We start from the raw sequence: 24,240 nt of genomic DNA, 5'->3' as shown, positions 1-24,240 counted from the left end.
CGGCCTGGAGGCACGGCTCCAGTGGCAGGACAGCCAGGGTCCGGAAGATTCCGGCCAGTGCTGCTCGCGGTCGCGTCCCGTCGGGACTGCGCCCACCCGGGGACATGTGGGCTCCCGGAGCAGCTGAGACGGACGATGCCTATGCTGGAGTGCACACGAAGGGGGAACTCGTGACACAGGGGTGGAAGGTCGACGTGACCGGAGCGCAGGATGTCGTGACCACGACGGCCGATGCCGGTGGGCAGGTGCAGTCGGCGGCGTCGCGGCTGTCGACGGCGCTCGGCGACATGGTCCAGGCACTCGGGACCACGACGGCAGATGGAGCTGCGTCCTCGTTCGCGCACGACCACCAGGACGATGGACACGCCGCGGTCGCAGTGGTGTCGAGGGCGCTGACCGCCGCGAGCGGGGCGATGAGCGCATTCGCCGAAGGAGATGCGACGATGGCGGCAACGACATCCGACGCGGCCGGTGGGACGGACGGCCCCCGTGGCTGAGCGACTCATCGACACCTCCGATCTGCCGCGGATCGATGCGTCGTCCGACGCCGTGTCCGGTGCGGCGCAGTCGCTGCGGGACTCGACGGCCGACATGGAGCGCGCCGGTCAGGACGCCGTACGGGCCTGGAGCGGGATCGGCGGCGTGCTGGATTCGCCGGGCGCGACCGATGCACTCCCGAAGGCACTGCACCCGCTGTCGCGGCGCACGGCAACGCTCGCGCACGTCGGCTCGGCAGTCGCGGGCGCACTCGACACGTTCGCCGATGAGCTCACCACGCTGAAGCGTTCCCGCGCGGCGCTGCTCGCCGACGTCGAGGAACTCCGGAGCCGCGTCGTGTCGAAGTCCGTCGACGGCACGGTACCGCCCGAGTACGAACCCCAGAACGACGATCTGCACGATCGTGCAGACCGACTCGCGACCCGCTGGCAGACGGCCCAGAACGATCTGACTGAGACATTGCAGAGCCACACGGCAGGCGATCCCCTGACCGGCCCGATGCTCGCCGGTGGGTTCTCACCGCTGCTCCTGGCACCCGTCGACTTCAGCGCGGCCGTCCGCGGGTTCCAGGACGCCGCGCGGCTGCCCCTCCTCGCAGAGCTCGCCGCTCAGGGGCGCCCGGCGGTCGAACGCTGGCTGCGCGACCACCCGGCAGAACGACAGCGGCTCATCGATGATCCACCGGATGCGTCCGCCGTCCGCGGGTGGTGGGACGGACTCGGCGCCGACGAGCGGAGCGCACTCGTGCTCGGCGCATCGACCATCGTCGGCAACCTCGACGGCGTGCTCTACGCCGACCGCGGCCGTGCGAACCAGCACACGATCGACGTCGAGCTGCCGAAGGCACGCTCTCGGTACGAGACCCTCTCGGCGCGGATCGGCCGTGGTGAACAACTCAGCACGACCGAGAACGCCGAGTACGCGCGGCTGGCGTCCGAGATCGGTGCGCTCACCTCGGTGCAGAAGGCCCTGCACGACGGATCGCCGCTGGCGCCTCGGACGGTCGTGTCACTGACCCTCGGACACCCGCCGCTCGCCGCGATCGCCATCGGCGACATGGACACCGCGTCCCGCGTCACGGTCGACGTGCCGGGCATGGGCAACACCGTCGCCGACAGCATGCGCGGCTGGACCGGAGGCGCCCAGAACTTGTATGACGCGCAGCGCACCGCGGCAAGGAGGATTCACGTCGACGTCAACGTGGCGACCGTTGCCTGGATGGGCTACGACACCCCCGACATGCCGCCGAGCGCGCAGGTGCTCTCCTCGACGAAGGCCAAGGCCGGCGCCGCGAACCTCAGCGACTTCCTCTCCGGCGTCTCCGACACGCGCTCCTGGTCCGGCGGCGAGAACCTCTCCGTCGTCGGGCACTCCTACGGCACCACGACGGCAACTCTCGCCACGACCAAGACCCCGGTGTCGAACGTCACCCTGCTCGCGTCCGCCGGCATCGACTCGAGTGTGCCGAACGCTACTGCCCTCGATGTCCCCGTCGGCCACGTCTGGACGAGCCAGTCGAAGGCCGACTACATCGCGAACATCGGACGCGGGTCGATCGAGACCGCGCTGCCGTTCGGTCACGAGGTCCAGCCGAGCACGGGTGGGCCATCGCCGACCCGATCGACCGTCCTCGACTTCTGGAGCGCCCATCCGCTGAACCCCGCTGACGCCGACTGGGGAGCGCGGACGTTCTCCTCGAACGAGGAGCGCATCGACGGCGTCGATTACCCTGGCTCCGACGGACACTCCGCGACGCCAGCCACCGACGCCGCACTCTCACACCAGGACAAGTCCGACAACGGATACCTGGACTACGGGACCTCGTCACTTCGGAACACTGCGTACACCACCCTCGGGTACACACCGGGCGGAGAACGGATCCCATGAGAACGTCAGCGCGGACCGCGCTTGTCCTCTTCGCCGTCGGGTCGTCGATGCTCGCGCTCACCGCATGCTCGAACAGCCAACCGAACCAGGAGCCGACCATGTCCCGATCGTCCACGCCCTCCGGTTCCACGGGAGCCGCATCGGGTGCCAAGTCCGCCTGGGACGACCTCAACCAGAAGGTCGAATCGACCCAGGCGATGGTCGGAGGCGAGTGGGAAGCGTCAGACACCGGCGCAACCGCATGCGGCTCATCGGGCGCGCAGTGGGGCATCACACGGCTCGGGCCAGGTGCGAGCCCGGGGGACCGCGAGCGCATCATCGACGAGATCGAGACGGCGTGGAAGGCCAACGGCTGGAAACCGACGCGGACGAAGATCGGCGGCGACGCACCGGGACTTCAGCTCCGGTACCCGGCGGCCGGCACGTTCGACGACGGGTTCTTCATCGAGCTCGGGATCACTGACTACGGTTCGAGCATGCAGTCGCAGACGCCGTGCGAGCCTGGTGACGCGGACGCGCTCAACGACGAGCAGTACGCGTACAACCACCAGAACACGACGCGCCTGCCGTCGGACTCGCCGTCCTCGTCCTGAGTTCGCGGACGGCGCGGTCCGAAGCGACGTCGATCCCTGCCCCTAGAGCGTCTTCGGGAACGCGTTCCGCCGACCGAGGAGGGTCAGGGCGAAAGCGACGACCCCGAAGCCGATCATGACGACCGGCAGCACGAGTCCGGTCGTCTGCGCGAGCAGTGCCGCGCCGACGATGCCGGCAAGGAAGATGGCGATGTTGAACGCCACCGGCAGGAACGCGTTGGCGACGTCGGCATTGTCACCACCGGCGGTGGTGAGTGCTGCCTGGAGCTGCGCGGACGAGCCGCCGAACGCGAGACCCCAGAGGACCGCCGCGACGACGACCACAGGGACGGAGGCGTGCCCGAGGAGCAGGACCACACCAGCGACGATGAAGAGCAGGACGCTGCCGTGCAGCAGCGGCCGCGGGTGCCGGTCGAGGAGCGCCCCAGTGACCACGATGCCACCGATCGAGGCCACGCCGTAGACCAGCAGCATGACGTCGACACCGAGTCCCGACCCGCCTGCCCGGAGGTACGGCGACGCGTACGTGTAGATCGTGTTGTGGCCGATCATCCACGTCGCGATGACGGCGAGGATCACCGCGATGCCGGGGATGCGGAACACTCGGCCCAGTGACAGCCGCGTTCCGGCAGGCGCCGGGGCGGCGTTCGGCACGACCAGCAGCACCAGGACGAGCACGACCACACCGATTGCCGCGAGGCCGATGAACGACCACCGCCACCCCGACGTCGCGCCGAGCCAGGATCCGAGCGGCGTGCCGAACGCGAAGCCGACGGGCGCGCCGGCCGAGACGATCGAGAGCGCGACACCGGCGCGGTCCGCGGGGCTGATCTGCCGACCGTAGGCGGCGAGCATGCCCCAGATGGTGCCAGAGAACGCGCCGGCGACGAACCGGGACAGCAGCGCCACCCAGACCACGGGGGACGCAGCGGTGACCGCCGTCGCGACGACGAGACCCACGATCCCCAACACGAGCAGCTGCTTGCGGGGCATGCCACGGGTGAGGGTGATCGCGGGGACGGTCGCCACGACGGTCCCGAGCGCGTAGGCACTGATCAGCAGGCCCACGGTTCCCTCGCCGGTGTGCAGCCCGTCAGCGATCTGGGGCAGGAGCCCGGCGGGCATGGTCTCGGTGGCCACGAGGACGAAGCCCATCGCGGCGAGCACGACCAGCGAGAACAGGGGTAGCCCGGCCGGTTCGTCGGTGGTCGCGGACGTGTCGGCGGAGACGGGGGTGGAAGCGGTCGGCATCAGCGGGTCCTCTCGGGCGTGGTCGAGCGCCGCGGTGCCGACGAACGGCACGCGGTGGAGCAGGGTGGGAGCACCCGGCGGATGGTGAGTTCTAGCGCGGGACCTCGTCGGCCTGCACGGCGCGGTCCGCGATGCGTTCGGTCGCAGCCCACGACGCCAGCAGGGAGAGCCCCTCGTCCGTGCCGGTGCCGGGGACCGCGGTGTACACGGTCACCGTGTGGCCGGGAGCGTCCTGCAGCTCCATGCCCTGGAAGTTCAGCTCGAGCATCCCGACGACTGGGTGGCGGAACGACTTCGCGCCGGTGTAGTGCCGTCGGACGTCGTGAGCGGCCCAGCGCACGCGGAACTCGTCGCTCCGGATGGAGAGCTCCCCGACGAGAGCCGCGATGCCGGTGTCGTACGGATCGCGACCTGCATCCCGTCGGAGGATCGCCACGTTGACGTTCGCGGCCCGCTCCCAGTCCGGGTAGAAGTCGTGCGAGCGCGGGTCCAGGAAGATGAAGCGGGAATGGTTCGCGGGGCGGAGTGAGCCGCGGTACATCTCCGAGTACAGCGCGAAGCCGAGCTCGTTCGCCGCGACGAGGTCCATGCGGGTGTTCGTGACCATCGCCGGAGCACCGGTCATCGCGTCGAGCATGTGCTGCACCGGAGACGCCGCGATCTTCTGCATCGGCGTCGTTGCGGGCTTCCGCCGAGCGGGAGCAGCGGCGCGGGCGAGATCGTGGAGGTGTTCCTGTTCCGCCTGGTCCAGCTCGAGGGCGCGTGCTATGGCGTCGAGGACGCTGGCGCTCGCCCCGGCGAGGTTCCCCCGCTCCAACCGAGTGTAGTAATCCACGCTCACGCCGGCCAGGCGCGCGACCTCGTCCCGTCGGAGTCCGGGCACACGTCGCCGACCACCGGCGCTCACGACGCCCGCCGTCTCGGGCGTGAGCCGTGCTCGGCGCGACGCGAGGAACTCGCGGACCTCAGCTCGGTTGACCATGCATTCGACGATACGACGCCGGGTCCGGCCCAGACAGGCCCTGCTGTGACGAGGCTGGCGTGGGCTCCCCACGCCCGACCGGGAGGGAGTGCAATGGACGTGTCCGACACCACGCATGACCGAACACGAAGGAACTTATGACCACGCACCCCGATCAGCCCCGCCAGATCGGCGGCGGCCGGAACCTCTTCGGCGACTTCGCCCCGAAGCTCGCCGAACTCACCGACGACGTCCTGTTCGCGGACGTCTGGAACCGTCCCGAGCTGTCCGCCCGTGACCGCAGCCTGATCACCGTCGCCGTCCTCACGGCCGGCGGGAACACCGACCAGCTCCGGTTCCACCTCGGCCGCGCCGTCGAGAACGGCGTCACCCAGGACGAACTCATCGAGGCGATCACCCACGTGACGCTCTACGCAGGATGGCCGAACGGCATGGCCGCCATGGGTGTCGCCAAGCAGGTCTTCACCACGGACGACGGAGAGCAGGCATGAACATCGAACCCGCAGCACCCACGACGAAGAACCCGCCCGAGCAGTTCGCCGGCGACGTCTGGCTCGACCCGATCGCACTCCCCCACGAGGACGGGCAGCACATGGTCGTCGCGACCGTGCGGTTCGCCCCGGGAGCCCGGACCGCGTGGCACTCGCACGAGAAGGGGCAGTACCTCCGCGTCACGGCGGGCATCGGCCGCTTCGGCACCCGCGACGGGCAGGTCATCGACGTCCATCCGGGCCAGACGATCTACACCCCACCCGGGCAGGAGCACTTCCACGCTGCTGCTCCCGGGTGCTTCATGGAGCACATCGCGATGCTCGAGAACGGCGACGACCCTGCCACCACCACGACGTGGCTGGAACACATCACAGACGAGCAGTTCGACCCCACGGCCGGAAGCTGACGGACCGCGTCCCGACCGACGGACTGGAGGCGCGGTGCGGGCCCGCACCGTCCCTCCAGTCCGTCAGCTGGTTGCGCTCACCGCAGGCCGCCCCCCCGTCTGCGCCGGTCAGCGCCGGAAGTCGCCCGCGTGGTCCGCAGCCCACACGTCGAACCCGACCGGAGGACGACCGAGGACCTGCTCGACGGTCGCCGTTGCCGGTGAGTTCCCGGCCTCGGCGTCGTCCAGGAACGCCAGGACCGCTGCGGCCTCGGTCTCGGGCATGAACCGGGAAAGGTGCACCAGCGCCTCGGGACGCGACTGCTCGACGACAGCGATCTCCTGACCGATCGCCCGGCCGATCATCGCCACCTGCTCGCGCTGACTGGTCCGCGCGGGGCCGGTGAGCATGTCGCTGACGTCGTCACTCCCCCGGAGCGCCGCGACGACCACCGCGGCGATGTCCGCCTCGTGGATCGGCGCCGTCATCGCGTCCGGGCGGTACAGCGGGACCGGGCGACCGGCCGCGATGGGCCACGCCCAGCCGAGTGCGTTCATGGCGAGCACGAGCGGTCGGATCGGCACGACGGTCAGGTCGGGTGCGGCGGCGAACGCCTCCTCGACCTCGCGGTGCTCCTCGGTGATCGCATTGCCCGCCGAGGTCGGGTGGACGACGCTGCCCGAGGACATCAGGACGAGCCGGTCGACGCCGGCGGTGCGGGCGCTCTCGATGACGCCGTCGACGCCGTCGTGGTTGGCGTAGAGGAACACCTGCCCCACGCCCTCGAACGCGACCGCGAGGCTGTCCGGGTCGGTGAGGTCTGCGGCGACCGCGTCGATCTCGGGCGGGAAGTCGCCCGCGGTGAGCTTGCGGGACGACGCACGCACCGGCATCCCATGAGTGATCAGGGACTCGAGGACGAGCTTGCCGACGTTGCCGCGGGCGCCCATGACGAGGGTGGGCTTGGTGGAGGAGAGGGACACGGTGGACTCCGATGCGCGTAGGAACTACGCGTCATGTGGGCCAGGTCCGGCACGGGGGCGTTCCGACGCCTCATCCCCGATGGTCACAGACTAACCGTGCTGGAACGTGTTCCGGTAGGCGGTCGGTGACGTGCCGAGGATCCGGCGGAAGTGCGTGCGAAGGTTCGCGTCGGTGCCGAGTCCGACGCGGGCCGCCACCTGGTCGATCGCGAGGTCGGACTGCTCGAGCAGCTCGCGGGCGAGGTCGACCCGTGCCCGCAGGACCCACTGCATCGGCGAGTAGCCGGTGCTCTCGCGGAAGCGGCGGGAGAACGTCCGGGCGGAGACGTTGGCGTGCGCGGCGAGCTCGTCGACCGTGAGGACGTCCCCGAGGTGCCGGAGTGCCCACTCCCTCGTCGTGGCGAAGGTGTCGTCCGTGGGTTCCGGCACGCTCCGCTCGATGTACTGCGCCTGTCCCCCGCTGCGGTGCGGGGCGCTCACCAGGCGTCGGGCGACGTGGTTCGCGAGGGCGACCCCGTGGTCGCTCCGCACGATGTGCAGGCAGAGGTCGATGCCGCTCGCGGCCCCTGCGCTCGTGAGGACCGTCCCTTCGTCGACGAAGAGGACGTCCTCGTCGACGTCGATGTCCGGGTATCGGTCGCGGAGGACCCGCGTGTAGTGCCAGTGCGTCGTCGCCCGGCGGCCGTCGAGCAGCCCGGCCGCTGCGAGGGCGAAGGCACCGGTGGAGATCGCGGCGATGCGCTTGCCGGCGTCGTGGGCTGCTCGAAGCGCTGCGACCACGTTCTTCGGGGGTGGCGTGTCCGCCGGGAACCGGTAGCCAGGGACGAAGATCGTCTCCGCCCAGTCGATCGCCTCGAGGCCGCGTCCCACCGCGTACGCAAGACCGTCGCCGCCGCGGACCGTGCCGGCTCTGGGGCCGCACACCCGGACCTCGTAGGGCATGCTCGGGCGGTTCGAGAAGACCTGCGCGGGGATGCCGACGTCGAGGGGCTTTGCGCCGGCGAGGACGAGGACGGCGACGCGGTGCGGGCGGGTGGTCATGGGTGGGACGGTAGCCGATGCGTCATCCGAGTATCGCTCGATCGAGAATGCCGGACTGGAGGCACGATGCCAGGTCTCCACGTACCTCCAGTCCACCAGGTCTCCACGTACCTCCAGTCCAACAGGTGATCGCGGCGCCCCCCGTCGGTACCTGCTGGTGCGGAGCGCCGCGTCAGCGGCGGAAGGCTCGCTTCGTTCAGCGCGAAGAGCTCTGGCTGACGCGCAGCGCCGCTTATGAAGGGTCGATGAACCGTCGCAGAGTGCAGAGTGCAGAGTGCAGAGTGCAGCGGGCCGGCGCTGCCCACCGCCCCACCAAGATGACGGAAGCAATGGTGGCTCGGTTGCGCGGGTAATCCATGATCCGCATGAACACGGGAGTACTGCAATCCGCCCGGCAGAAGCCGACGGCGACGCGGCGCGTTTGATCTGAAGTCGTGTGGAGCAATCGGGACGCCCTCGACGGCCCTCCCGGAAGAGACACCATCCCGCACATCGCGTGCGTCGTGGGGCAGACCCCGAACAACTCCGATGCGGTCGTTAGTTCCGGCGACACCGGAGCAGACAAACTCGGCCACCGACGACGGTGTCGACGAGCAATTATCAGAAGGTAGGCGATGACGCCGAACATGGCGACGGTCGCGCAGGATCTGCAGGGCTCGGCGTACCTGTTCGAGGGACGCTGTCGAGGCGGTGGCGGGTGACAGTTCCGTTCCTACCCCTGTACTTACGGCTCTGGGACGCGCTCCCCTCCGAGCGGAGGATAGAGGCCCATCGGCTCTCTGCGGTCACCGCACCGCCCCCGGAGTAGCTGATTCGGTTGACCTCGACCCCTGTCTACACCGCCAGCTGCCCGTCGCGCGAGAACACGGTGACAGTCGCTGAAGCGCACGTTCGACCAAGTAAGATCGCGGTCGCCGGTTGTTTGACTGACAGTTGCTCAGCCCGCCGATCCGAGGCTCGATCGCAGTCAGCTCAGGGATCTCTTGTTTGACTAGGACTCGCACGGCCTCGCGGCAGTGCCATCGAATGGCGGGAACATGGTCCAGCAGTACACCGACGAGGAGCTTCGTGAGCTGATCGATCACCTCATTAGCGTCCCGCGGGAGAACGAGTGGATCGAGTTCAAGCACAATAACGCGGACCCGGCTCGCATCGGTCGCTACATCTCAGCGCTCGCCAACGTCGCCGCCCTCGCGAACCGACCGGCCGCTTACCTCGTGTGGGGAGTCGAGGACGGCACCCAAGAGGTCGTTGGGACGACATTCAATCCTAGTCGCACCCGGGTTGGTGGCCAAGACCTGACCTTCTCACTCACGAGGAGCCTAAAGGGCGAAGCGGGCTTCGAGTTCGCGCAGACAACCTACGAGGGCAAACCGATGGTGATCCTTATCGTTGATGCGGCACGGTACCGCCCTGTGGCGTTCGACGGAATTCAATGGGTCCGCATCGATTCCAGTCTGACGGAGTTGAAAAACTACCCGGACATGGAGGGGAACCTGTGGGACATTCTTCGAAGCGAATCTTTCGAGACAGGCGTTGCTCTCGACGGCGTTTCCTCAGCGGAGGTTCTCCAACTTCTCGACCTCGAAACGTACTATAAGCGTTCGCGAAACCCCACTCCTGGTACCGACGAGGCGATCCTTGAGCATGCCACTGTTCTTGGCCTTGCTCGCAAGCGAGACGACGAGAAATGGCAAATAACAAACCTCGGCGCACTGCTTTTCGCTAAAGACCTCGGTGACTTTCCGTCCGTGAAGCGTAAAGCAGTTCGCGTCGTACAGTACGAGGGCGTCGATCGGCTTGAGTCTCTGCGTCGTCAAGATGGCGTTCACGGGTACGCCGTTGGCTTCGGTGGCCTGCTCTCCTGGCTCAAGGCATTACTCCCAGCGCGGGAAAAATACGTCGACGGGGAACGTGTCGAGGAGGTTGTGTATAGCGACCTCTTACTGCGCGAAATCATCGGGAACGCTCTCATCCACCAAAGCTTCCTGGTGACAGGCGCTGGCCCACTGGTTGAAGTTTTTTCTGACAGACTCGAGTTTACAAATCCTGGAACACCACTGCTTGATGCAGACCGACTCATCAACTCTCCGCCAATCTCCCGCAATGAAGCTCTGGCCTCCCTTATGAGACAGATGAATCTCTGCGAAGAGTCCGGTACCGGCTGGGACAAGATCGCGAACGAAACCGAAGTTGCTGGTCTCCCCTCGCCCAAGATCGAAGTCGAAGAGCTCTCGACACGCGTGATCATTTTCGGCCCACGGAATCTGACCACGATGGATAAGGCCGACCGCGTCCGCGCTGTCTACTTTCATGCATGCCTGCAATACACCCGATACCAGCGACTGACGAACGCCTCGCTCCGAGCGAGATTCGGGATCCCTGCTCGGAGCACCGCACAGGTGTCACGCCTGCTCGGGGATGCTATCAGCGACGGTCAGATCGTTCTGTTCGATGACTCCGTGGGGAACAAGGCCCGGTCCTATGTGCCCTATTGGGCGAAGCAGGCGACAGCGCCGATTGCTTGACTGCCATCAGCGCCTAGGGGCCCCAGGCCGCCGGTGCAGGCCAGACTGGCTCTCTCGTGTTTGCCTGGCCATAACACAAGGACAAGTAGGTCTGCGCACGACACCGGGCCATAGCTGCGCTCATCGAAGCCGTATGAGCGGCCTGTGCCGTCGCGGATCATGAAGACAAGGTCGTAGTCGAGGACGCCGACGTCAACACAGACGGCGAGATCAACGAACCGCGACGCGGCAAGCTCCCCGATTGGGCGACGGCGCAAGCCATTGATCCCGCGAGGTGTTTCTTCCTTACAGCGTTCAGCTCGCGTGACCGCTCGGCCGCGCGCAAGCGACCTAGCAACCTAGCGAGCGGAACCTTCGCATACGTCGCCGAGCCAGATCACGAGCTCGCTTGGTACGCGCTCGACGCCGATGCAGCCGCAGTCGTGAGAGCCGATCAGTCGGGGCCGGACCGCCCCACCACAGACGACGCAGCTGTCCCATCGTCGATACTGGCAGGATACTAACCGGCTGTGCGGGTTGCAGCGACGCACCGCGGGGGCCCAGACTGCTGCGGCTGCCAACGGCAGGCCTAGGCTCAGATCATGACTGACGACGACGATGACCTCTCCGAACAGTTGATTCCGGACCCAGATCCGGTAGCGGTGTCGTACAGCACGACCGACTTCGATGTCGAGGGTCTCGTGCGCCGACAACAGCGCGGCGACATCGTTATCCCGACGTTCGGTGAAGACCTCGACGATCCTCCCATCGAGACCGCACGCTTCCAGCGCCCTCTTGTCTGGCTGAAAAGTCAGATGGATCGATTTATTGAGAGCCTTTTGCTAGGTTACCCCATCCCGGGTATCTTCCTCGTAAAGCAGGAAGATAAGCGATACCTCGTACTCGACGGGCAACAGCGACTGCGGACCCTCAGAGCTTTCTACGAAGGACTTGTGTTCAAGCGCGAGTTTGCATTGAAAAACGTAGGAGATCGGTTTGTTGGGTTGACCTACAAAACGCTCAGCGTGGAGCAGAGACGCCAGATAGACAACACTTTCATTCAAGCAACGGTTGTCCAAACGACACCCGCCCAAAATTCTTTCGATGCCATCTATCAAGTGTTTGAACGATTGAACGCCGGTGGAACGCAACTGACGCCACACGAGATTCGCGTCGCACTATACGCCGGCCCATTCATCGAATGGCTCACTGGCCTCTCAAGCACCAGTGAATGGCGCAACCTCTACGGCCCGGCACCCCGCCATCTCCGGGACCAGGAGCTCGTCCTCCGAATCCTCGCCTTGTATATTGGTTTCGAAACCTACAAGCGTCCGCTGAAAAAGTATCTTAATGACTTTGTTGATGGTCATCGTGAGCTACAAAGCATCGACACCACCGCGCTCGGAAATCGATTCCGGGCGGCCGCTGGCTTACTCTTCGAAGCCGGCGGACTCGAAGTGCTTCGCCCTGGTGGCACTGCTGTCAACGCAGCCTGGACTGAAGCTCTGTTCATCGGCCTTATGGCGCGGCTGGAGCGTACAACCATTGAGCTTGACGATGTTCGGGATGCCGTTACGGCGCTTCTGAACGACCGAGGTATGGCAAGTGCCATCACCCGCGCTACCGCGGATCTCGAAAGCGTAAAAACCCGAGTCAGCAAGTCGCGAGAAGCATTTGGGAAATCTGACTAATGCCCACTTCGTGGCCCCCTTTTGAGGTGACGTCGTCAGCACAGAAGCTCCAGGCGTTGCGGGAAATCGTCGAGAATCCCGTTGACGAGAGCGGGAAGAAGCTTCCGTTTGAGGTAGTTAGCTGGCTGAGTCGTCTACTCGTAGTCCGCGCTTGTGGCCACCTCGAGCAAGTCGTCCGTGCATGCTCTCGTGGATACCTCGAACGCAAAAGCGGCGGACCGGCTGGAGCTTTTGGGCTCAGCTGGTTGGATAGATCTAAGAACCCGAAGCGGACCTCGTTAGTAGAACATCTCGAGCGCTTCAATCCTGCTTGGGCCACTGCTTTTGCGTCGTTCATGGACGCCGATGATGAACGACTACATCGCGAACTTGCCAGCGCGGTCGACAAGCGGAACCGTATCGCCCACGGAGAAAACGAAGGCGCCAGCAGAGATCAGGCACTCAGACTCTGTGGGGCACTCGAAGAAGTCAGCGATTGGTGGGTGGGCCACCTCAATCCGCATTAATTGAGAACGGTACTGCCAACTACCCGTGAAGGTCGGGTGCCAGCCAACGCGACAACTCACCGATCCAAACGACAACTTGCCTACCACTTCACAACGATCACAGGTGACAACCCCTACTGCGGCATGTCCACGAACCGCGAGAACATCCCGTGGAACGCCACGGTGATGGTGTCCGTCGGCCCGTTGCGGTGCTTCGCCACGATGAAGTCCGCCTCCCCCTGCCGTGGGTTGTCCTTCTCGTAGGCGCTCTCACGGTGCAGCAGGATCACCATGTCCGCGTCCTGCTCGATCGACCCGGACTCACGGAGGTCCGAGATCGCGGGCTTCTTGTCCGCCCGCTGCTCCGGCCCACGGTTCAGCTGTGACAGCGCGATCACGGGCACCTGGAGCTCCTTCGCCATGAGCTTCAGCGCACGCGAGAACTCCGACACCTCTTGCTGGCGGGACTCCACGCGCTTGCCCGAGGTCATCAGCTGCAGGTAGTCGATGACCACGAGCTTCAGGTCGTGCTGCTGCTTGAGGCGGCGGCACTTCGCCCGGATCTCGACGAGGGTCATGTTCGGGGAGTCGTCGATGAAGAACGGGGCGTCGTTGATCCGCCCACGGGTCTGCGCGATGGTGGTCCAGTCGCGCTGGTCGACGGTCCCCTTGCGCATGCTCTGCAGCGCGACGCTCGACTCGGCGGAGAGCAGTCGCATCGCGATCTCGCTCCGCCCCATCTCGAGCGAGAAGAACGCGGCGGTCTGGTTGTGCTTGATCGCCGCGGCGCGGGCGAGGTCGAGCGCCAAGGTCGACTTGCCGAGCGCGGGTCGTGCGGCGACGATGATGAGCTGCCCGGGGTGGAACCCGTTCGTCAGGGCGTCGAGGCCGGCGAACCCGGTCGGGACGCCGGTCATCGAGCCGTCGCGGCCCTTGGCGGCCTCGATCTCGTCGATCGCGGTGCCGATCGCCTCGGTCAGGGGCACGTAGTCCTCGGTCTGGACTCCCCCGGCGACGTTGTAGACCTCGGCCTGCGCGTTGTTGACGAGGTCCGTGACCTCGCCCTCCGACGCGTAGCCCATCTGCACGATGCGCGTCCCGGCCTCCACCAGACGGCGGAGCACGGCCTTCTCGGCGACGATCGCGGCGTAGTACCCGGCGTTCGCGGCGGTCGGCACGAGCGACGTCAGGCTGTGCAGGTACTCGGCTCCCCCGGCCCGCGACAACAGCGCCGTCTTCGTGAGCTCGTCGGTGACCGCGATGACGTCGGTCGGCTCACCGTGGCTGTAGAGCGAGAGGATCGCGTCGAAGATCACCTCGTGCTTGGGGATGTAGTAGTCGATCCCCCGGGCGGTCTCGATGACGTCCGCGACGGCGTCCTTGGAGAGCAGCATCCCGCCGATCGACGACTGCTCGGCGAGCAGGTCGTGGGGCGGCGTGCGCTCCATGCCGTTGCCCCGCTCGGCCATCTCCTGGGACGAACCCAGATGTGCGATCGACACGAACGCTCCTCTTGCTCAGGGCCGGACGGCCGGTCGTTGCTGCACCCGCTCCGGCTGCACCACAGGTCTACGGGAACCCCCCGACAACCCTTCCCCCGAGTCGCTTCCACACCGTACGAGGGACAAGTTATCCCCAGCAATCGTGCCTGTGGATAACTCTGTGGAGGACACGGACAACACGCCGGAAAGTGATGTGGACAACTGTGGACAGACCTGTGGAAACTCGACTCAGAACACCATCACAACCCACTCTGAACAGGGTTTTCCTGGTTCACACCCTGTGTGGACAACTTTGTTTAGAGTGTTGGTCGAAGGTTCCCGACTTGACGTCTCAGGTGTGGAGAAGGACTTGACAAACGGGCCGCCTGGGGACAGCGTCACGGCTGACTCCCAGGGAATCGAACACGCGTTCGAGCGTTGTCCCCCAACCTGCGATGGCACCGCGGGTGACGCCCCGGACCACCGGACGGGAGGCACGGATCGGCCGTACCCCGACCCTCCAGTCCGCCGGATGGCCGGCTCCGCACCGCGCGAGCCGAACCGACGTCGGCAACCGCCCGACCGACGTCGGCAACCGTCCGACCGACGTCGGCAACCGTCCGACAGACGTCGGCAACCACCCGACCGACGTCCACGACCGCCGAACCGACGTCGACGACCGACCACCGGTCAGTCGTCCGCGAGGACCGGCCCAGGCGTGTTGCTCTCGACCACGATCGATCCCCCGAGCTTGGTCGTCGGGTGCACGATCGGCACCTGCACGATCGACGACAACCCCGTCCCGAGGTGCACGAGCGCCCGCCCCGGAACGACCTGCGCCGTGATCGACGACCGGGCGATCCGGACCCCGATCAGGTCACCGGCCAGCGTGTCCGGCGGGCTGAGCAGCGCACCCATCCGGTTCTTCTTGGCGTCGACCTGCCAGCCGCCGAACCCGGCCGCGAGTCCGGTCGTGTTCCCGCCGAGGAGCAGCCCCCGCCGGTGGTCCGCCGCCGACCTGACGTAGTTCCGCAGCCAGGGCTTCGCCGAGGCGTCGATGAGGAGCTCGCCGTCGTCGACGACGAACACCACGTCGTCGTCGTCCGGGTCGAGCACGGCGCGGAGCTCGTCCTCCGCCAGGTCGTCCCCGGTGAACACCGCACGGACCCCGGGGAGCCCGGCGAGCTGCCGGAGCGGGCTCGGCCGGGGTGCGGCGATGACGAGCTCGGTCCCACCGGCCAGGAGCGACCTGGCCATGGCGGCGAGCATCCCGCTCCGACCACTCCTGGACGGGCCGGCGACGATGAAGGTGGGGCCCTCGTCGGCGAACGAGAACCCGCGGAGCTCGGCCTCGTCGCCGCCGACGCCCATCACCATCCACATCGGCTTCGGCGCCGGCGCACCGTCGAGCTCGAACGCGGAGTCCAGGTCCAGGTCCTTCGGGAGCGCATCGATGCGGAACGGCCGTATACGGGCGGGTCCCCCGGCGGCGATCGCGGCGGCCTCGTCGGTGTGCAGCCGATCGCCGAGGGTCGTGATCGCGCGGGACTGCCCCTGGCCGCTCGTGTCGTGGGACAGCGTCGCGATCTGCAGCTCCATCCCGCTGTCCGAGCGGAATCCGCGGCCGGCCGGGATCTCGTTCGGGAGCGACCGGTGGTTCACGCCACCCAGGGAGTAGTCGAGGCGGTCCGTCAGGCGGAGCATCACCTTGTCGTCGGTCAGGACGCTCATCCGGCTCGTCAGGAGCGACCGGTCCCCCGCGATGACGACGTGCACGCCGGCCGATGCGCCGTCGCGGAGCATCGCCTGCAGCCGGTCCGTGAGGGCACCACCGTCGACCTCGCCGAGGGTGGAGGCGAAGTTCTCCCAGCGGTCGACGAGCACGAGCAGGTGCGGCAGACGGTCGCCCGGCTCGGCCCGGAGTCGCTGCTCGGTGATGTTCGCGGCGTTCGCGGCGGCGATGACGTCGTGACGACGCTGCATCTCCGTCGACAGCCGCTCGATGAGCCGCGAGGCGCGGTCGGTCTGCGTCCGCTGCACGACGGCGCCGCAGTGCGGGAGTGCGGCGATGGCGGCGAGCGCGCCGTTGCCGCAGTCGATGCCGTACAGGTGCAGGTCGGAGCTCGACGTGGCGGCGGCGGCCGACGCGGCGATGGTGCGGAGTGCCTGCGAACGGCCGGAACCGGGGGCGCCGACGATGTACAGGTGCGCGAAGCGGTCCAGGTCGATCATGGCCGGACGCTGCTCCTGCCGGTCGGGCAGGTCCTCGCGGGCCCAGGTGAACGACAGGCGGACCCCGTCGCCGGTGCTGTCGGCGTCGGCGGCCTCGAGCGGGGAGCTCGCGACCTGGGCGTCGTCGAGCACCAGGAGCCCGGGGAGCGGCGGGAGCCACGGCCGGTACTGCTGCCCGAGGCCGAGCGTGGTGTTCGCTGCGGCGAGCGCACCGACGAGCACGGACAGGTCGGTCGCGGCGGACCCGTCGTCCTCGCTCCGTGGGCGCTCCGGCACACTCGTGGCGAACTCCCGCCAGTCGAGCGCCCGGACGAACGGCCGGACCGTCGCGGTGTCGTCGCCGTCCTTCCAGCGACCGCCGACGCGGGCGGACTGGAACGGCACGACGGACGCGTGGCCGAGCCTGGCGTAGGCGCGACCGGGGACGCTCTTCGGGATCCGGGCGGCGTCGCCGATGTCGATGACGTCGGAGCTCTCGGACGTGTCGGTCATGCGGAGCGCCACGCGCAGGTTCGTGTTCGCGCGGATCTCCGGGGAGACCACACCGGACGGACGCTGCGTCGCCATGATGAGGTGCACGCCGAGCGAGCGACCGCGCTGGGCGATGCCGATGAGCCCCGCCATGAAGTCCGGGAGCTCCTTCGCCATCGCCGCGAACTCGTCGATCACGAGCACCAGGCGGGGCAGCTGTTCGCCGACACCGCCGCGGCGCAGATGCCGCTCGTGGTCCTCGATGTCCTTCGCTCCGCTCAGCGCCAGGACGTGCTCGCGCCGGGTGAGCTCGGCTCGGAGTGACCGGAGTGCCCGCTCGACGAGGTGCTGGTCGAGGTCGGTGACGAGCCCCACGGTGTGCGGCAGGTCGGAGCAGACGCTGAACGCCGCCCCGCCCTTGTAGTCGATGAGCACGAACGTCATGGCGTCCGGGCGGTTCGCGACGGCGAGGGACGCGACGAGCGTCTGCAGGAACTCGGACTTGCCCGACCCGGTCGTCCCGGCGATGAGGCCGTGCGGGCCGTCGCGGACCAGGTCGAGCGCGAACGCGCCGTCGATCCCGACGCCGATGACGGCCTCGGTGGACGCGCCACTCGCTCGCCAGCGCTCGACGATGGCGTCACCGGACGGCGCCTCGAGGCCGAGGACCTGCAGCAGCTGCGCCGAGTCGGGGACGGCGCCCTGGCCGTCCGAGCCGCTCGTGTCGCGGAGCGGGGAGAGCGCGCGGGCGACGTCGGGGTACCACTCGGGGTCGACCCGGTCGGTCAGGACCTCGTCGATGTCGATCATGTGCTGCCGGCGGAGCACGAGCTGCTCGTCGGAGCGGTACAGCACGGCGGCGGCGCACTCCTCGGGGAGCTGCCACTCCTCTTCGTCGAGACACACGACGCGGATGCCGTGCGCCGGGCCGTCGCGGAGGAGCCCCACGACGCCGGGCATCGCGCGGAGCCGGCGGGCGCCGTCGAGCACGACGACGATGTCCGGGCTGAAGCGGGGCGTGCGCATGCCGCTCTTGTCGGCCTCGGTGCGACGGTCGCCGAGGATCTGCGTCAGCTCGGCGAGCCGGCGGCCGATCGTCTCGGAGTCCGCGCCGATCAGGCTCAGTGCGTCCTGACCGCCGGCGGGCCGGATGTGCGGGAGCCAGTTCAGCCACGCCCAGTCGTCGATCGCGGTCGGCGAGGTCAGCACGACGATCTGGAGCTCGCGGGGGCTCTGGGTGACGGCGAGCTGGCCGACCATCCACTTGCCGAGCTCGCGGGGCCACCCTCCGGGGCCGGCGACGCCGACGACGCCGAACTCACCGAGCGGCACCGTCACGGGGACGGTCCTCGTCCAGCGGACGGCCTCGTCGAGACGGTCCTGGTCGCGGTCGTCGGACACCGTGACCTCGGAGCGGAGGTCCGCGACGCCGATCCGGACGTCCAGGTGGTCACGGTCCGTCGGGCGGCGCTCCCACAGGCGGCGGGTCGGTCGCTTCGCGGCGATGCGCAGGGCACCGGCGTCCGCGGCGACGTCGCGGCGACGATCGCGTTCGGCGAGCACGGCCGCGGACACGGCGGCCTCGATGAGCTTCACGCGCTCGGCGTGCTCGGCGGTGAGCCTCCGGTGGCTCTTCTTGCCGCCCTTCCGCGAGGTGATGGTCTGCCCGAGCACCATGATCGGCGACATCAGCGCGAACATCAGGTAGAAGGGCTGCCGGAAGATCGCGGCCATCGCGATGCCGAAGATCGCCGGGACGAACACCATGATCCACGGGATGGCCGAGGGCTGCGGCGGGATCGGCTTCCGGGGGATCTTGAACGCCGTCGGCAGGATCGGCGGCAGGAGTCGGGGCGGCCGGTTGTAGTCGAGGAGCCCGGAGTCCGGCGGGCGGAGCAGCACGGTGTCGTCGACGCCGACGGGTGCCGCGGTGAGGAGCGTGTCGCCGACGCGGAGGACCGCCTCGGGACGCCACGGGGTCCAGTCACCGGTGATCGGCTCGTCGTCGAGCGTGGCACCGCTGCCCGCGACGACGTCGGCACCCGAGACGCCGCGACCCGCGGCAGCCCCCGGTGAGAGCAGCGGCTCGACGGCCCCCGGTGGGCCGTCCGGCAGCGGCTCCGGCTCGTCCGCGACCATGCTCCGGACCATCACCGACGCGTCGAAGCCGACCCGTGCCTCCAGGACGAGCACCGCGTCGGTCTGGGCGGTCCCGATGACCGGGGCACCGGTCAGGTCGAGCCCGATCGGCACGGTCCCGGGGAGCAGGCGGTCGACCCGGCCGGCGCCGACGCCACCGACGCACCGGAACGCGACCACGCCGTTCTCCGGCGCGACCACCGGTGCGGAGCCGATGTGCAACACGGCTCCGTCGACGAGGCCGCTCTGGCGGAACGTGGTGTCCGCGTCCGCGGCGCCGTCCGGCAGGATCGACGAGCCGTAGCGGCGGGCGAGCATGTCGACGATCGCGCGCATGGGCGTGCTGCCCGGCGCGTCGATGAGGACGTCGAGCGACTCGTCGCGGACGTCGTCGACGACCGTCACGACGACGCGCATCAGGCGGACGTCCGGTCGGTCCGGTCGCGGCGGCCGCGCTGGTCGGGACGGGGCCGCTGGTCGCGGCGGGGACGCTGGTCGGAGCGGCCGCGCTGGTCCGGATACGCGGCCGGGAGGCCCGGAGCGCGTCGTGCGCGCACGTCGCGTCCGGCAGGCGGTTCGTCCGCCTCGTCGGGTTCGCGGGTGTCGATCGGCGCCGAGAGTGCGATGTCGGCCCACCGCAGGTCGCCGAACTCGGGGCTCGACATGGTGCCGTCGCGGGAGACGTCGAAGGACCACCGGCCGTGGCGGACCCGGCCGAGGACGATCACGGCCCAGCGGTTGCCGGGGAGCGCGAGGGCGGCGGACAGCGCGGTGGCGTTCGCCCCGCGGGGTGCGCTCGCGAGCACGAGCAACCCGGGGGAGCTGTTCTCGCGGACCGCTGCGATCCCGTCCGCCAGGGAGACCGGTGCCGTCGTGCCGAGGTCGCCGGAGCGGAGGCCGACGGAGAGCACGGGCGTCGTCATCGACCACGGGTCGGTGTGCAGCTGGTCGACGATGCGCCGGGCGACCGCACGCACCGCGTCGGCGTCGCCGGTGAGCTGGATCGGGCCGCCGGCCCGCCGCAGGTCGGCGAGCACGGTCGCGCCTGCGGTCGCGCCTGCGGTCACGCCCGCGGCGGCAGACGCTCCTGCATCCGCCGGCTGGCCCGCACCCACCGTCGTGCCGAGCGCGACGACGACCGCGAAGTCCTCGCCGCGGGTGTCGTCGAGGCCGATCGCCTGCAGGCTCGCCATCGAGGTCGACCACACCCGGCCGTCCGGGGTGGTCGTCCACGGCGCCGGTGGTCCGATCGTCGGGGCGGCGAGGTCGAGGTCGATCGTGACGCCGACCGTGCAGCGCACGATGCCGGGGAACACGAAGCCCGCCTGCACGCACGAGGTCCTGGCCGCGCGGAGGACACGGTCGACACCCCAGGCGGCCGCGTCCTCGCGCCGGCTGCCGTCGGCCCAGCGGACGGCGTCCGGCGCCTGCCCGCGACGGCGGCCGACGAACACGGGCACGGTGAACGCCACGGCACCGACGAACAGGATCGCGGCGATCGTGGCCGCGAGGTGGTCGAGCGGCTCGATGGCCGACCACTCGGAGGCGGTGATCACCGGTCCGCACCGTCGAGCAGCTCGCCCACGCGGCGCTCGACGTCGGAGGGTTCGGTGTCCGGCACCTCGACGAACCGGAAGGTGCTCATGATCGCGTCGAAGAGCATCACGAGCGCGTCGGTCAGCCGGGGGTCGGCCTCGGGTGCGCTCACGGCCGAGAACGACAGCATCACCCAGGTGCCGGGCCGGTGCGGGACCGACACCGTGTAGACCACCTGGCGGTCGTCGAGGTCGGGCAGGTCGTCCATCACCCGCACGCGGCGGATCGTCGTGTCGGTCCGCGCGGCGATCGCACCGTCGACCTCGCGGATCCCGTCCTGCAGCTGCCCGGCGTCGAGCAGGATCTGCGTGACGACGTCGGTGGCGGACTCCTCGGTCTCGTCCTCCACCTCGGTCTCGACGATCGACGCCGCGGGCGTGAAGCCGTCGACGGACTGCGTCGGGATGTAACACGCGGTCGCACCGCTCTCCCCGGCGTCGGCGACCATGCCGGTGAGGCGCTTGCGGAGCTCGTGGCGCCACGGGCCGACACTGTCGGCGGGCAGGGTGTCCGGGATGCCGGCGGCGATGATCGCGTCGATGACGGCGTCGCGCTCGCGCTCGTCCTCCTCGCGCGCCGGGATCCGCGCCCACCCAGGGGGCACGACGATCGCGAACGGGGCGGCGACGCGGGTCATGCGGATGCTCCATCGGTGTCGGTGTCGGTGCGGGCGTTGGCGTCCGTGCCGGCGTCGATGGGCGCCTGCACGTCGTTCCGGACGGCTCCGACGAGCTCGACGAGCGACGGCAGGAAGACCGGCACGACGGCCAGGTCGTTCGTCCGCCACAGCACCCGCGTGTCGACGCCGTCGGCGCGCCGGAGGCAGCACACGGTCGCCATGACGGCGCCGTCGTCCGCCAGGTCGAACCGGGTCACCACGGGCCCCTCGCCGCCCACCTCCGGTGGCAGCTCGTCCACCGTCGGAGCATCGATCGGGAGGCCCCCGGTCGCGCCCGCCAGGTCGAGCAGGTCCGCATCCGGGTCGGCTGCGCCCACGGACACGATGACCGGGAGCGGCCAGCGGTTCGGCACGACGAGGGACGCCACGAGCCGGTCGTCGGCCTCCAGGTCCCCCGCCATCCGGACGAGCTGCTCGACGGCGGCCTCGGCGTCGATGACCAGGCCGTCCTCGAACAGGCGGCCGTCCTCCGGCAGCTCCCGTTCGACGCGGGTCACCGTGTCGAAGACGTCACGGACGGCGGCACGCCACTCCTCCGTGACGGTGGGTGGCACGAGGAGCCACTCGGGGAGGTCGACGTCGATCACCGAGGTGAGGACCGGTGCTGCCTGCATGAAGCTCCTTCGTTGCGCTCGGGTGCTGCGCTCGGTGCGCGCGACCCGGTCGTGGCGGTCGCACTCGGTCCCATCGTGCCCGTCGCGGGTGAACCCTGAGTGCCTGTCGCATGACACGGCGGGCACGGTGGGCGCCTCAGGCGTGCGCGGCGGGACCCTTCACGTCCGGGTTCCACAGCGTGTGGATGTCCGGGAACGCGCCCTTGTGGTCGTCCACCCACGGCGTCCACGGCCGCGAGGTGTCACTGCCGATGCCCGTCGGGAACACGATCGGCAGGGCGATGCCGGTGCTCTTGCCGAAGGTGCTGCCCCATGCGCCGACGCCGTAGTGCCAGCTCGAGGAGCCGGTCATGCCGAGCGGCTTGGCCATCCCGTTGGCCCCGAACCACTCGTTGATCCGCCCGAGCTTCGCCATGCCGTCGATGCCCGCGAACCGCTCACCCCAGTCCTTGAAGCTCTTGCCGCCCGTGAACGTGTCGCCGATCAGCTTCTTGTCGTTCCCGTAGACCGTCTTGATCTTCGACAGGTTCCACCAGTTCGGGTCGTCCTTGAACTTCGTCTCGAAGTCGAGCTTCCGCCAGGCGTTCTCCGTCGTGAGCCGCTTGAGCTCGTTCTGGGCCGACTGGGCCTTCGCGGCGTTCACCCTGGTGATCTCGGGCAGGTCCATCTTGAGCTTGCGGAGCTCCTGCAGCTTCGAGATGCTCCCGGTGTTGCCGCTGAGCTCGTGGTTCAACGTGGCGATGCGGTCCTTGACGACCTTCGTGGCCTGGTCCGCGCCCTTCTGGATGTTCTCCTGGATCTTGACGCTGGCGTTGCCCTGGATCCGGATCGCGTTCTTGCCGGCACTGATGCCCTTGCCGATGGCGTTCGTCGTGATCTTCGTGATCGCCGAACCCGCACCGAGCGTCAGCAGTCCGATCCCGGCGAGGATCACGTCGAGGACGCTGCCCTCACCGACGGCGAACTTCAAGCCCGCGGCGATGACGGAGAACACCGCGCCGATCGCCCCCACGATCGCGGCGAGCCCGAGACCCGGGATGAAGAACGCCAGCACCGCCAGGATCATCCCGATGATCGTGAAGAACTTGATGAGACCGTGCAGGAACTTGTACCAGCCGCTGTCGTGCAGCCCGTCGTCCCACGCGCCCTTCATCGTCGACGACGCCTGCTTGCCGGCGTCCGACAGCATCGTCATCGCCTGCTCGAGCTGCTTGTGAGCGGCTCCGAGCGCACCCTTCTGCTGACCGATCGCGTTGTCGCGCTTGCTCGCGTCATCGGTCTCCTCGGGCGTGGGCTCGCGGTTCGCGTCCTTGGCGGCCTGGAGCGGGTCGGCGGTCCCGGACACCCGCGAGAGCTCGGAGTCGGCCTCCTCGGCCGCCTGCAGTGCAGCCCACGACACGGCCATGACCGTGCCCCCACCACTCCGGTCACCCTCGGTGCCCACGGCGGTGTGGAAGCCCGTGAACGCCTCGGCGGCCGAGCTGTAGCGCCCGTGCATCTGGGTCAGCGACTTCGTGACGTCCTTCGCGCGCCCGCGGACGGCGTCGACGGACTCCCCCTCGCCGGCGGACAGGTCGTCGTCACCGACCGGCCGGAGCTGTGCCGCGGCGGTCTCGATGTCGTTCGCCATGTCCTGGTAGTACTTGGCGAGTGCGGCGACCTCGTCCGGCTGCGTCGTGATCGGGTCGGCGTCGTGGCCGAGGAGGTCCCAGCGTCCTGGTCGGTTCGCCATCAGCCCTGCTCCTCCACCTTGAGCGCGTCGACGAGCTGGGTCTGCACGTCGGTGAACGCGTCGTTCATGTTCACGAGGTTCTTGTGGAGCTTGTCGACGTTCTTGCGCAGCTTCTCGCGGTGCAGCTTCCAGTCGCCGGAGAAGCTCTTGAAGGTGCCCTCGAGGTGCTTCTCGCCGAACACCCCGCGGTTCTCGGCGTCGCTCGACTTCTGGTGGTCGAGTTCGTCGTTCACGCGGCCGACGCGATCACGGGAGTCGGTCACGAGGATGTCCGTGATCAAGAGATGCGATGTGCTCGCCATGTTCGATCCTGTTCTCGCTGCGGGGTTCTGACGGCGTGGTCCCGGAGGTCCCGGGAACCGGTCGGTCCCGTCCCCGATCGGTGCGGGGACGGGACCGGTCGGGGGGTGTTACTTGAGGGCCTTGGCCAGCTCGGAGTCCGTCTGCTGCAGCGCCTCGGACGCCTTGTTCAGGTAATCGCTCATCCCGTTCAGACCCTC

General features: G+C 68.5%; 19 protein-coding genes. 8 read left to right on the top strand and 11 right to left on the bottom strand.

Features of this window, described 5'->3' with window-relative positions; all coding sequences use genetic code 11:
- The first annotated feature begins 170 nt into the window (after positions 1-170).
- The 3 genes from ASF23_RS16590 to ASF23_RS16580 are packed head-to-tail and all read left to right on the top strand — an operon-like array spanning position 171 to position 2,978.
- On the top strand, positions 171-497 hold the full coding sequence (locus ASF23_RS16590) for a DUF6507 family protein (RefSeq protein WP_156364590.1): 327 nt from the start codon (positions 171-173) through the stop codon (positions 495-497).
- On the top strand, positions 490-2,385 hold the full coding sequence (locus ASF23_RS16585) for an alpha/beta hydrolase (RefSeq protein WP_156364589.1): 1,896 nt from the start codon (positions 490-492) through the stop codon (positions 2,383-2,385). Before ASF23_RS16590 ends, ASF23_RS16585 begins: the two co-directional genes overlap by 8 nt.
- A complete protein-coding gene (locus ASF23_RS16580; protein ID WP_055956312.1) occupies positions 2,382-2,978 on the top strand; it encodes a hypothetical protein in 597 nt (198 codons plus the stop codon). Before ASF23_RS16585 ends, ASF23_RS16580 begins: the two co-directional genes overlap by 4 nt.
- A 42-nt stretch (positions 2,979-3,020) precedes the next feature.
- Here ASF23_RS16580 and ASF23_RS16575 read toward each other — a convergent pair whose 3' ends face one another.
- Together ASF23_RS16575 and ASF23_RS16570 are read right to left on the bottom strand one after the other, a co-directional pair.
- Positions 3,021-4,229 carry an MFS transporter gene (locus ASF23_RS16575; RefSeq protein ID WP_055956598.1) on the bottom strand — a complete coding sequence of 403 codons (1,209 nt, stop codon included), beginning with the start codon at positions 4,227-4,229 and terminating at the stop codon, positions 3,021-3,023.
- Between the two features lie 91 nt (positions 4,230-4,320).
- A complete protein-coding gene (locus ASF23_RS16570) occupies positions 4,321-5,211 on the bottom strand; it encodes a helix-turn-helix transcriptional regulator (protein WP_055956309.1) in 891 nt (296 codons plus the stop codon).
- A gap of 137 nt (positions 5,212-5,348) precedes the next feature.
- Here ASF23_RS16570 and ASF23_RS16565 point away from each other — a divergent pair, with 137 nt between their 5' ends.
- A complete protein-coding gene (locus tag ASF23_RS16565) occupies positions 5,349-5,702 on the top strand; it encodes a carboxymuconolactone decarboxylase family protein (RefSeq protein ID WP_055956306.1) in 354 nt (117 codons plus the stop codon).
- Positions 5,699-6,109: a (R)-mandelonitrile lyase gene (locus ASF23_RS16560; protein ID WP_055956303.1), complete on the top strand. Its 411-nt coding sequence runs from the start codon at positions 5,699-5,701 to the stop codon at positions 6,107-6,109. Before ASF23_RS16565 ends, ASF23_RS16560 begins: the two co-directional genes overlap by 4 nt.
- Before the next feature lie 108 nt (positions 6,110-6,217).
- Here the strand turns inward: ASF23_RS16560 and ASF23_RS16555 are convergent, their stop codons facing one another.
- Positions 6,218-7,072 (bottom strand): SDR family oxidoreductase, encoded by an 855-nt coding sequence (locus tag ASF23_RS16555; protein WP_055956300.1) that lies wholly within the window; start codon positions 7,070-7,072, stop codon positions 6,218-6,220.
- A 90-nt stretch (positions 7,073-7,162) separates the two neighbouring features.
- Complete coding sequence (locus ASF23_RS16550) at positions 7,163-8,113, bottom strand: GlxA family transcriptional regulator (protein ID WP_055956297.1); 951 nt, start codon at positions 8,111-8,113, stop codon at positions 7,163-7,165.
- Between the two features lie 1,037 nt (positions 8,114-9,150).
- Between ASF23_RS16550 and ASF23_RS16545 the strand changes: the two genes are divergently transcribed.
- The 3 genes from ASF23_RS16545 (at position 9,151) to ASF23_RS19090 (ending at position 12,817) form a co-directional block, all read left to right on the top strand.
- Positions 9,151-10,641, top strand: a complete 1,491-nt coding sequence (locus ASF23_RS16545; protein WP_055956294.1) for an ATP-binding protein — start codon at positions 9,151-9,153, stop codon at positions 10,639-10,641.
- 581 nt (positions 10,642-11,222) lie between these two features.
- Positions 11,223-12,311, top strand: a complete 1,089-nt coding sequence (locus ASF23_RS18015; protein ID WP_082474278.1) for a DUF262 domain-containing protein — start codon at positions 11,223-11,225, stop codon at positions 12,309-12,311.
- A complete protein-coding gene (locus ASF23_RS19090) occupies positions 12,311-12,817 on the top strand; it encodes a HEPN domain-containing protein (protein ID WP_442855041.1) in 507 nt (168 codons plus the stop codon). Before ASF23_RS18015 ends, ASF23_RS19090 begins: the two co-directional genes overlap by 1 nt.
- 113 nt (positions 12,818-12,930) lie before the next feature.
- Here ASF23_RS19090 and dnaB read toward each other — a convergent pair whose 3' ends face one another.
- The 7 genes from dnaB to ASF23_RS16510 all read right to left on the bottom strand — a co-directional run bounded on the left by dnaB (position 12,931) and on the right by ASF23_RS16510 (position 24,042).
- On the bottom strand, positions 12,931-14,298 hold the full coding sequence (gene dnaB, locus ASF23_RS16540; protein ID WP_055956291.1) for a replicative DNA helicase: 1,368 nt from the start codon (positions 14,296-14,298) through the stop codon (positions 12,931-12,933).
- Positions 14,299-14,967: 669 nt separating this feature from the next.
- Complete coding sequence (locus ASF23_RS16535; RefSeq protein WP_055956289.1) at positions 14,968-19,536, bottom strand: FtsK/SpoIIIE domain-containing protein; 4,569 nt, start codon at positions 19,534-19,536, stop codon at positions 14,968-14,970.
- A complete protein-coding gene (locus ASF23_RS16530; protein ID WP_055956284.1) occupies positions 19,536-20,675 on the bottom strand; it encodes a hypothetical protein in 1,140 nt (379 codons plus the stop codon). Before ASF23_RS16530 ends, ASF23_RS16535 begins: the two co-directional genes overlap by 1 nt.
- The gene (locus ASF23_RS16525) at positions 20,672-21,352 is read right to left on the bottom strand and encodes a hypothetical protein (protein WP_055956281.1); all 681 of its coding nucleotides are present in this window, start codon (positions 21,350-21,352) and stop codon (positions 20,672-20,674) included. Before ASF23_RS16525 ends, ASF23_RS16530 begins: the two co-directional genes overlap by 4 nt.
- Positions 21,349-22,008, bottom strand: coding sequence for a hypothetical protein (locus ASF23_RS16520; RefSeq protein WP_055956278.1), 660 nt, complete (start codon positions 22,006-22,008; stop codon positions 21,349-21,351). Before ASF23_RS16520 ends, ASF23_RS16525 begins: the two co-directional genes overlap by 4 nt.
- Before the next feature lie 136 nt (positions 22,009-22,144).
- Positions 22,145-23,740 (bottom strand): hypothetical protein, encoded by a 1,596-nt coding sequence (locus ASF23_RS16515; protein ID WP_055956275.1) that lies wholly within the window; start codon positions 23,738-23,740, stop codon positions 22,145-22,147.
- Positions 23,740-24,042 carry a hypothetical protein gene (locus ASF23_RS16510; protein ID WP_055956272.1) on the bottom strand — a complete coding sequence of 101 codons (303 nt, stop codon included), beginning with the start codon at positions 24,040-24,042 and terminating at the stop codon, positions 23,740-23,742. The genes ASF23_RS16515 and ASF23_RS16510 overlap by 1 nt, the downstream gene beginning before the upstream one ends.
- Positions 24,043-24,240: the final 198 nt, after the last annotated feature.

The organism is Curtobacterium sp. Leaf261, assembly GCF_001422205.1.
In the GTDB taxonomy this organism is placed as follows: Bacteria; Actinomycetota; Actinomycetes; order Actinomycetales; family Microbacteriaceae; genus Curtobacterium.
Note: the sequence above shows the minus strand (reverse complement) of the source record. Positions and strands in the feature narration are given on the sequence as shown.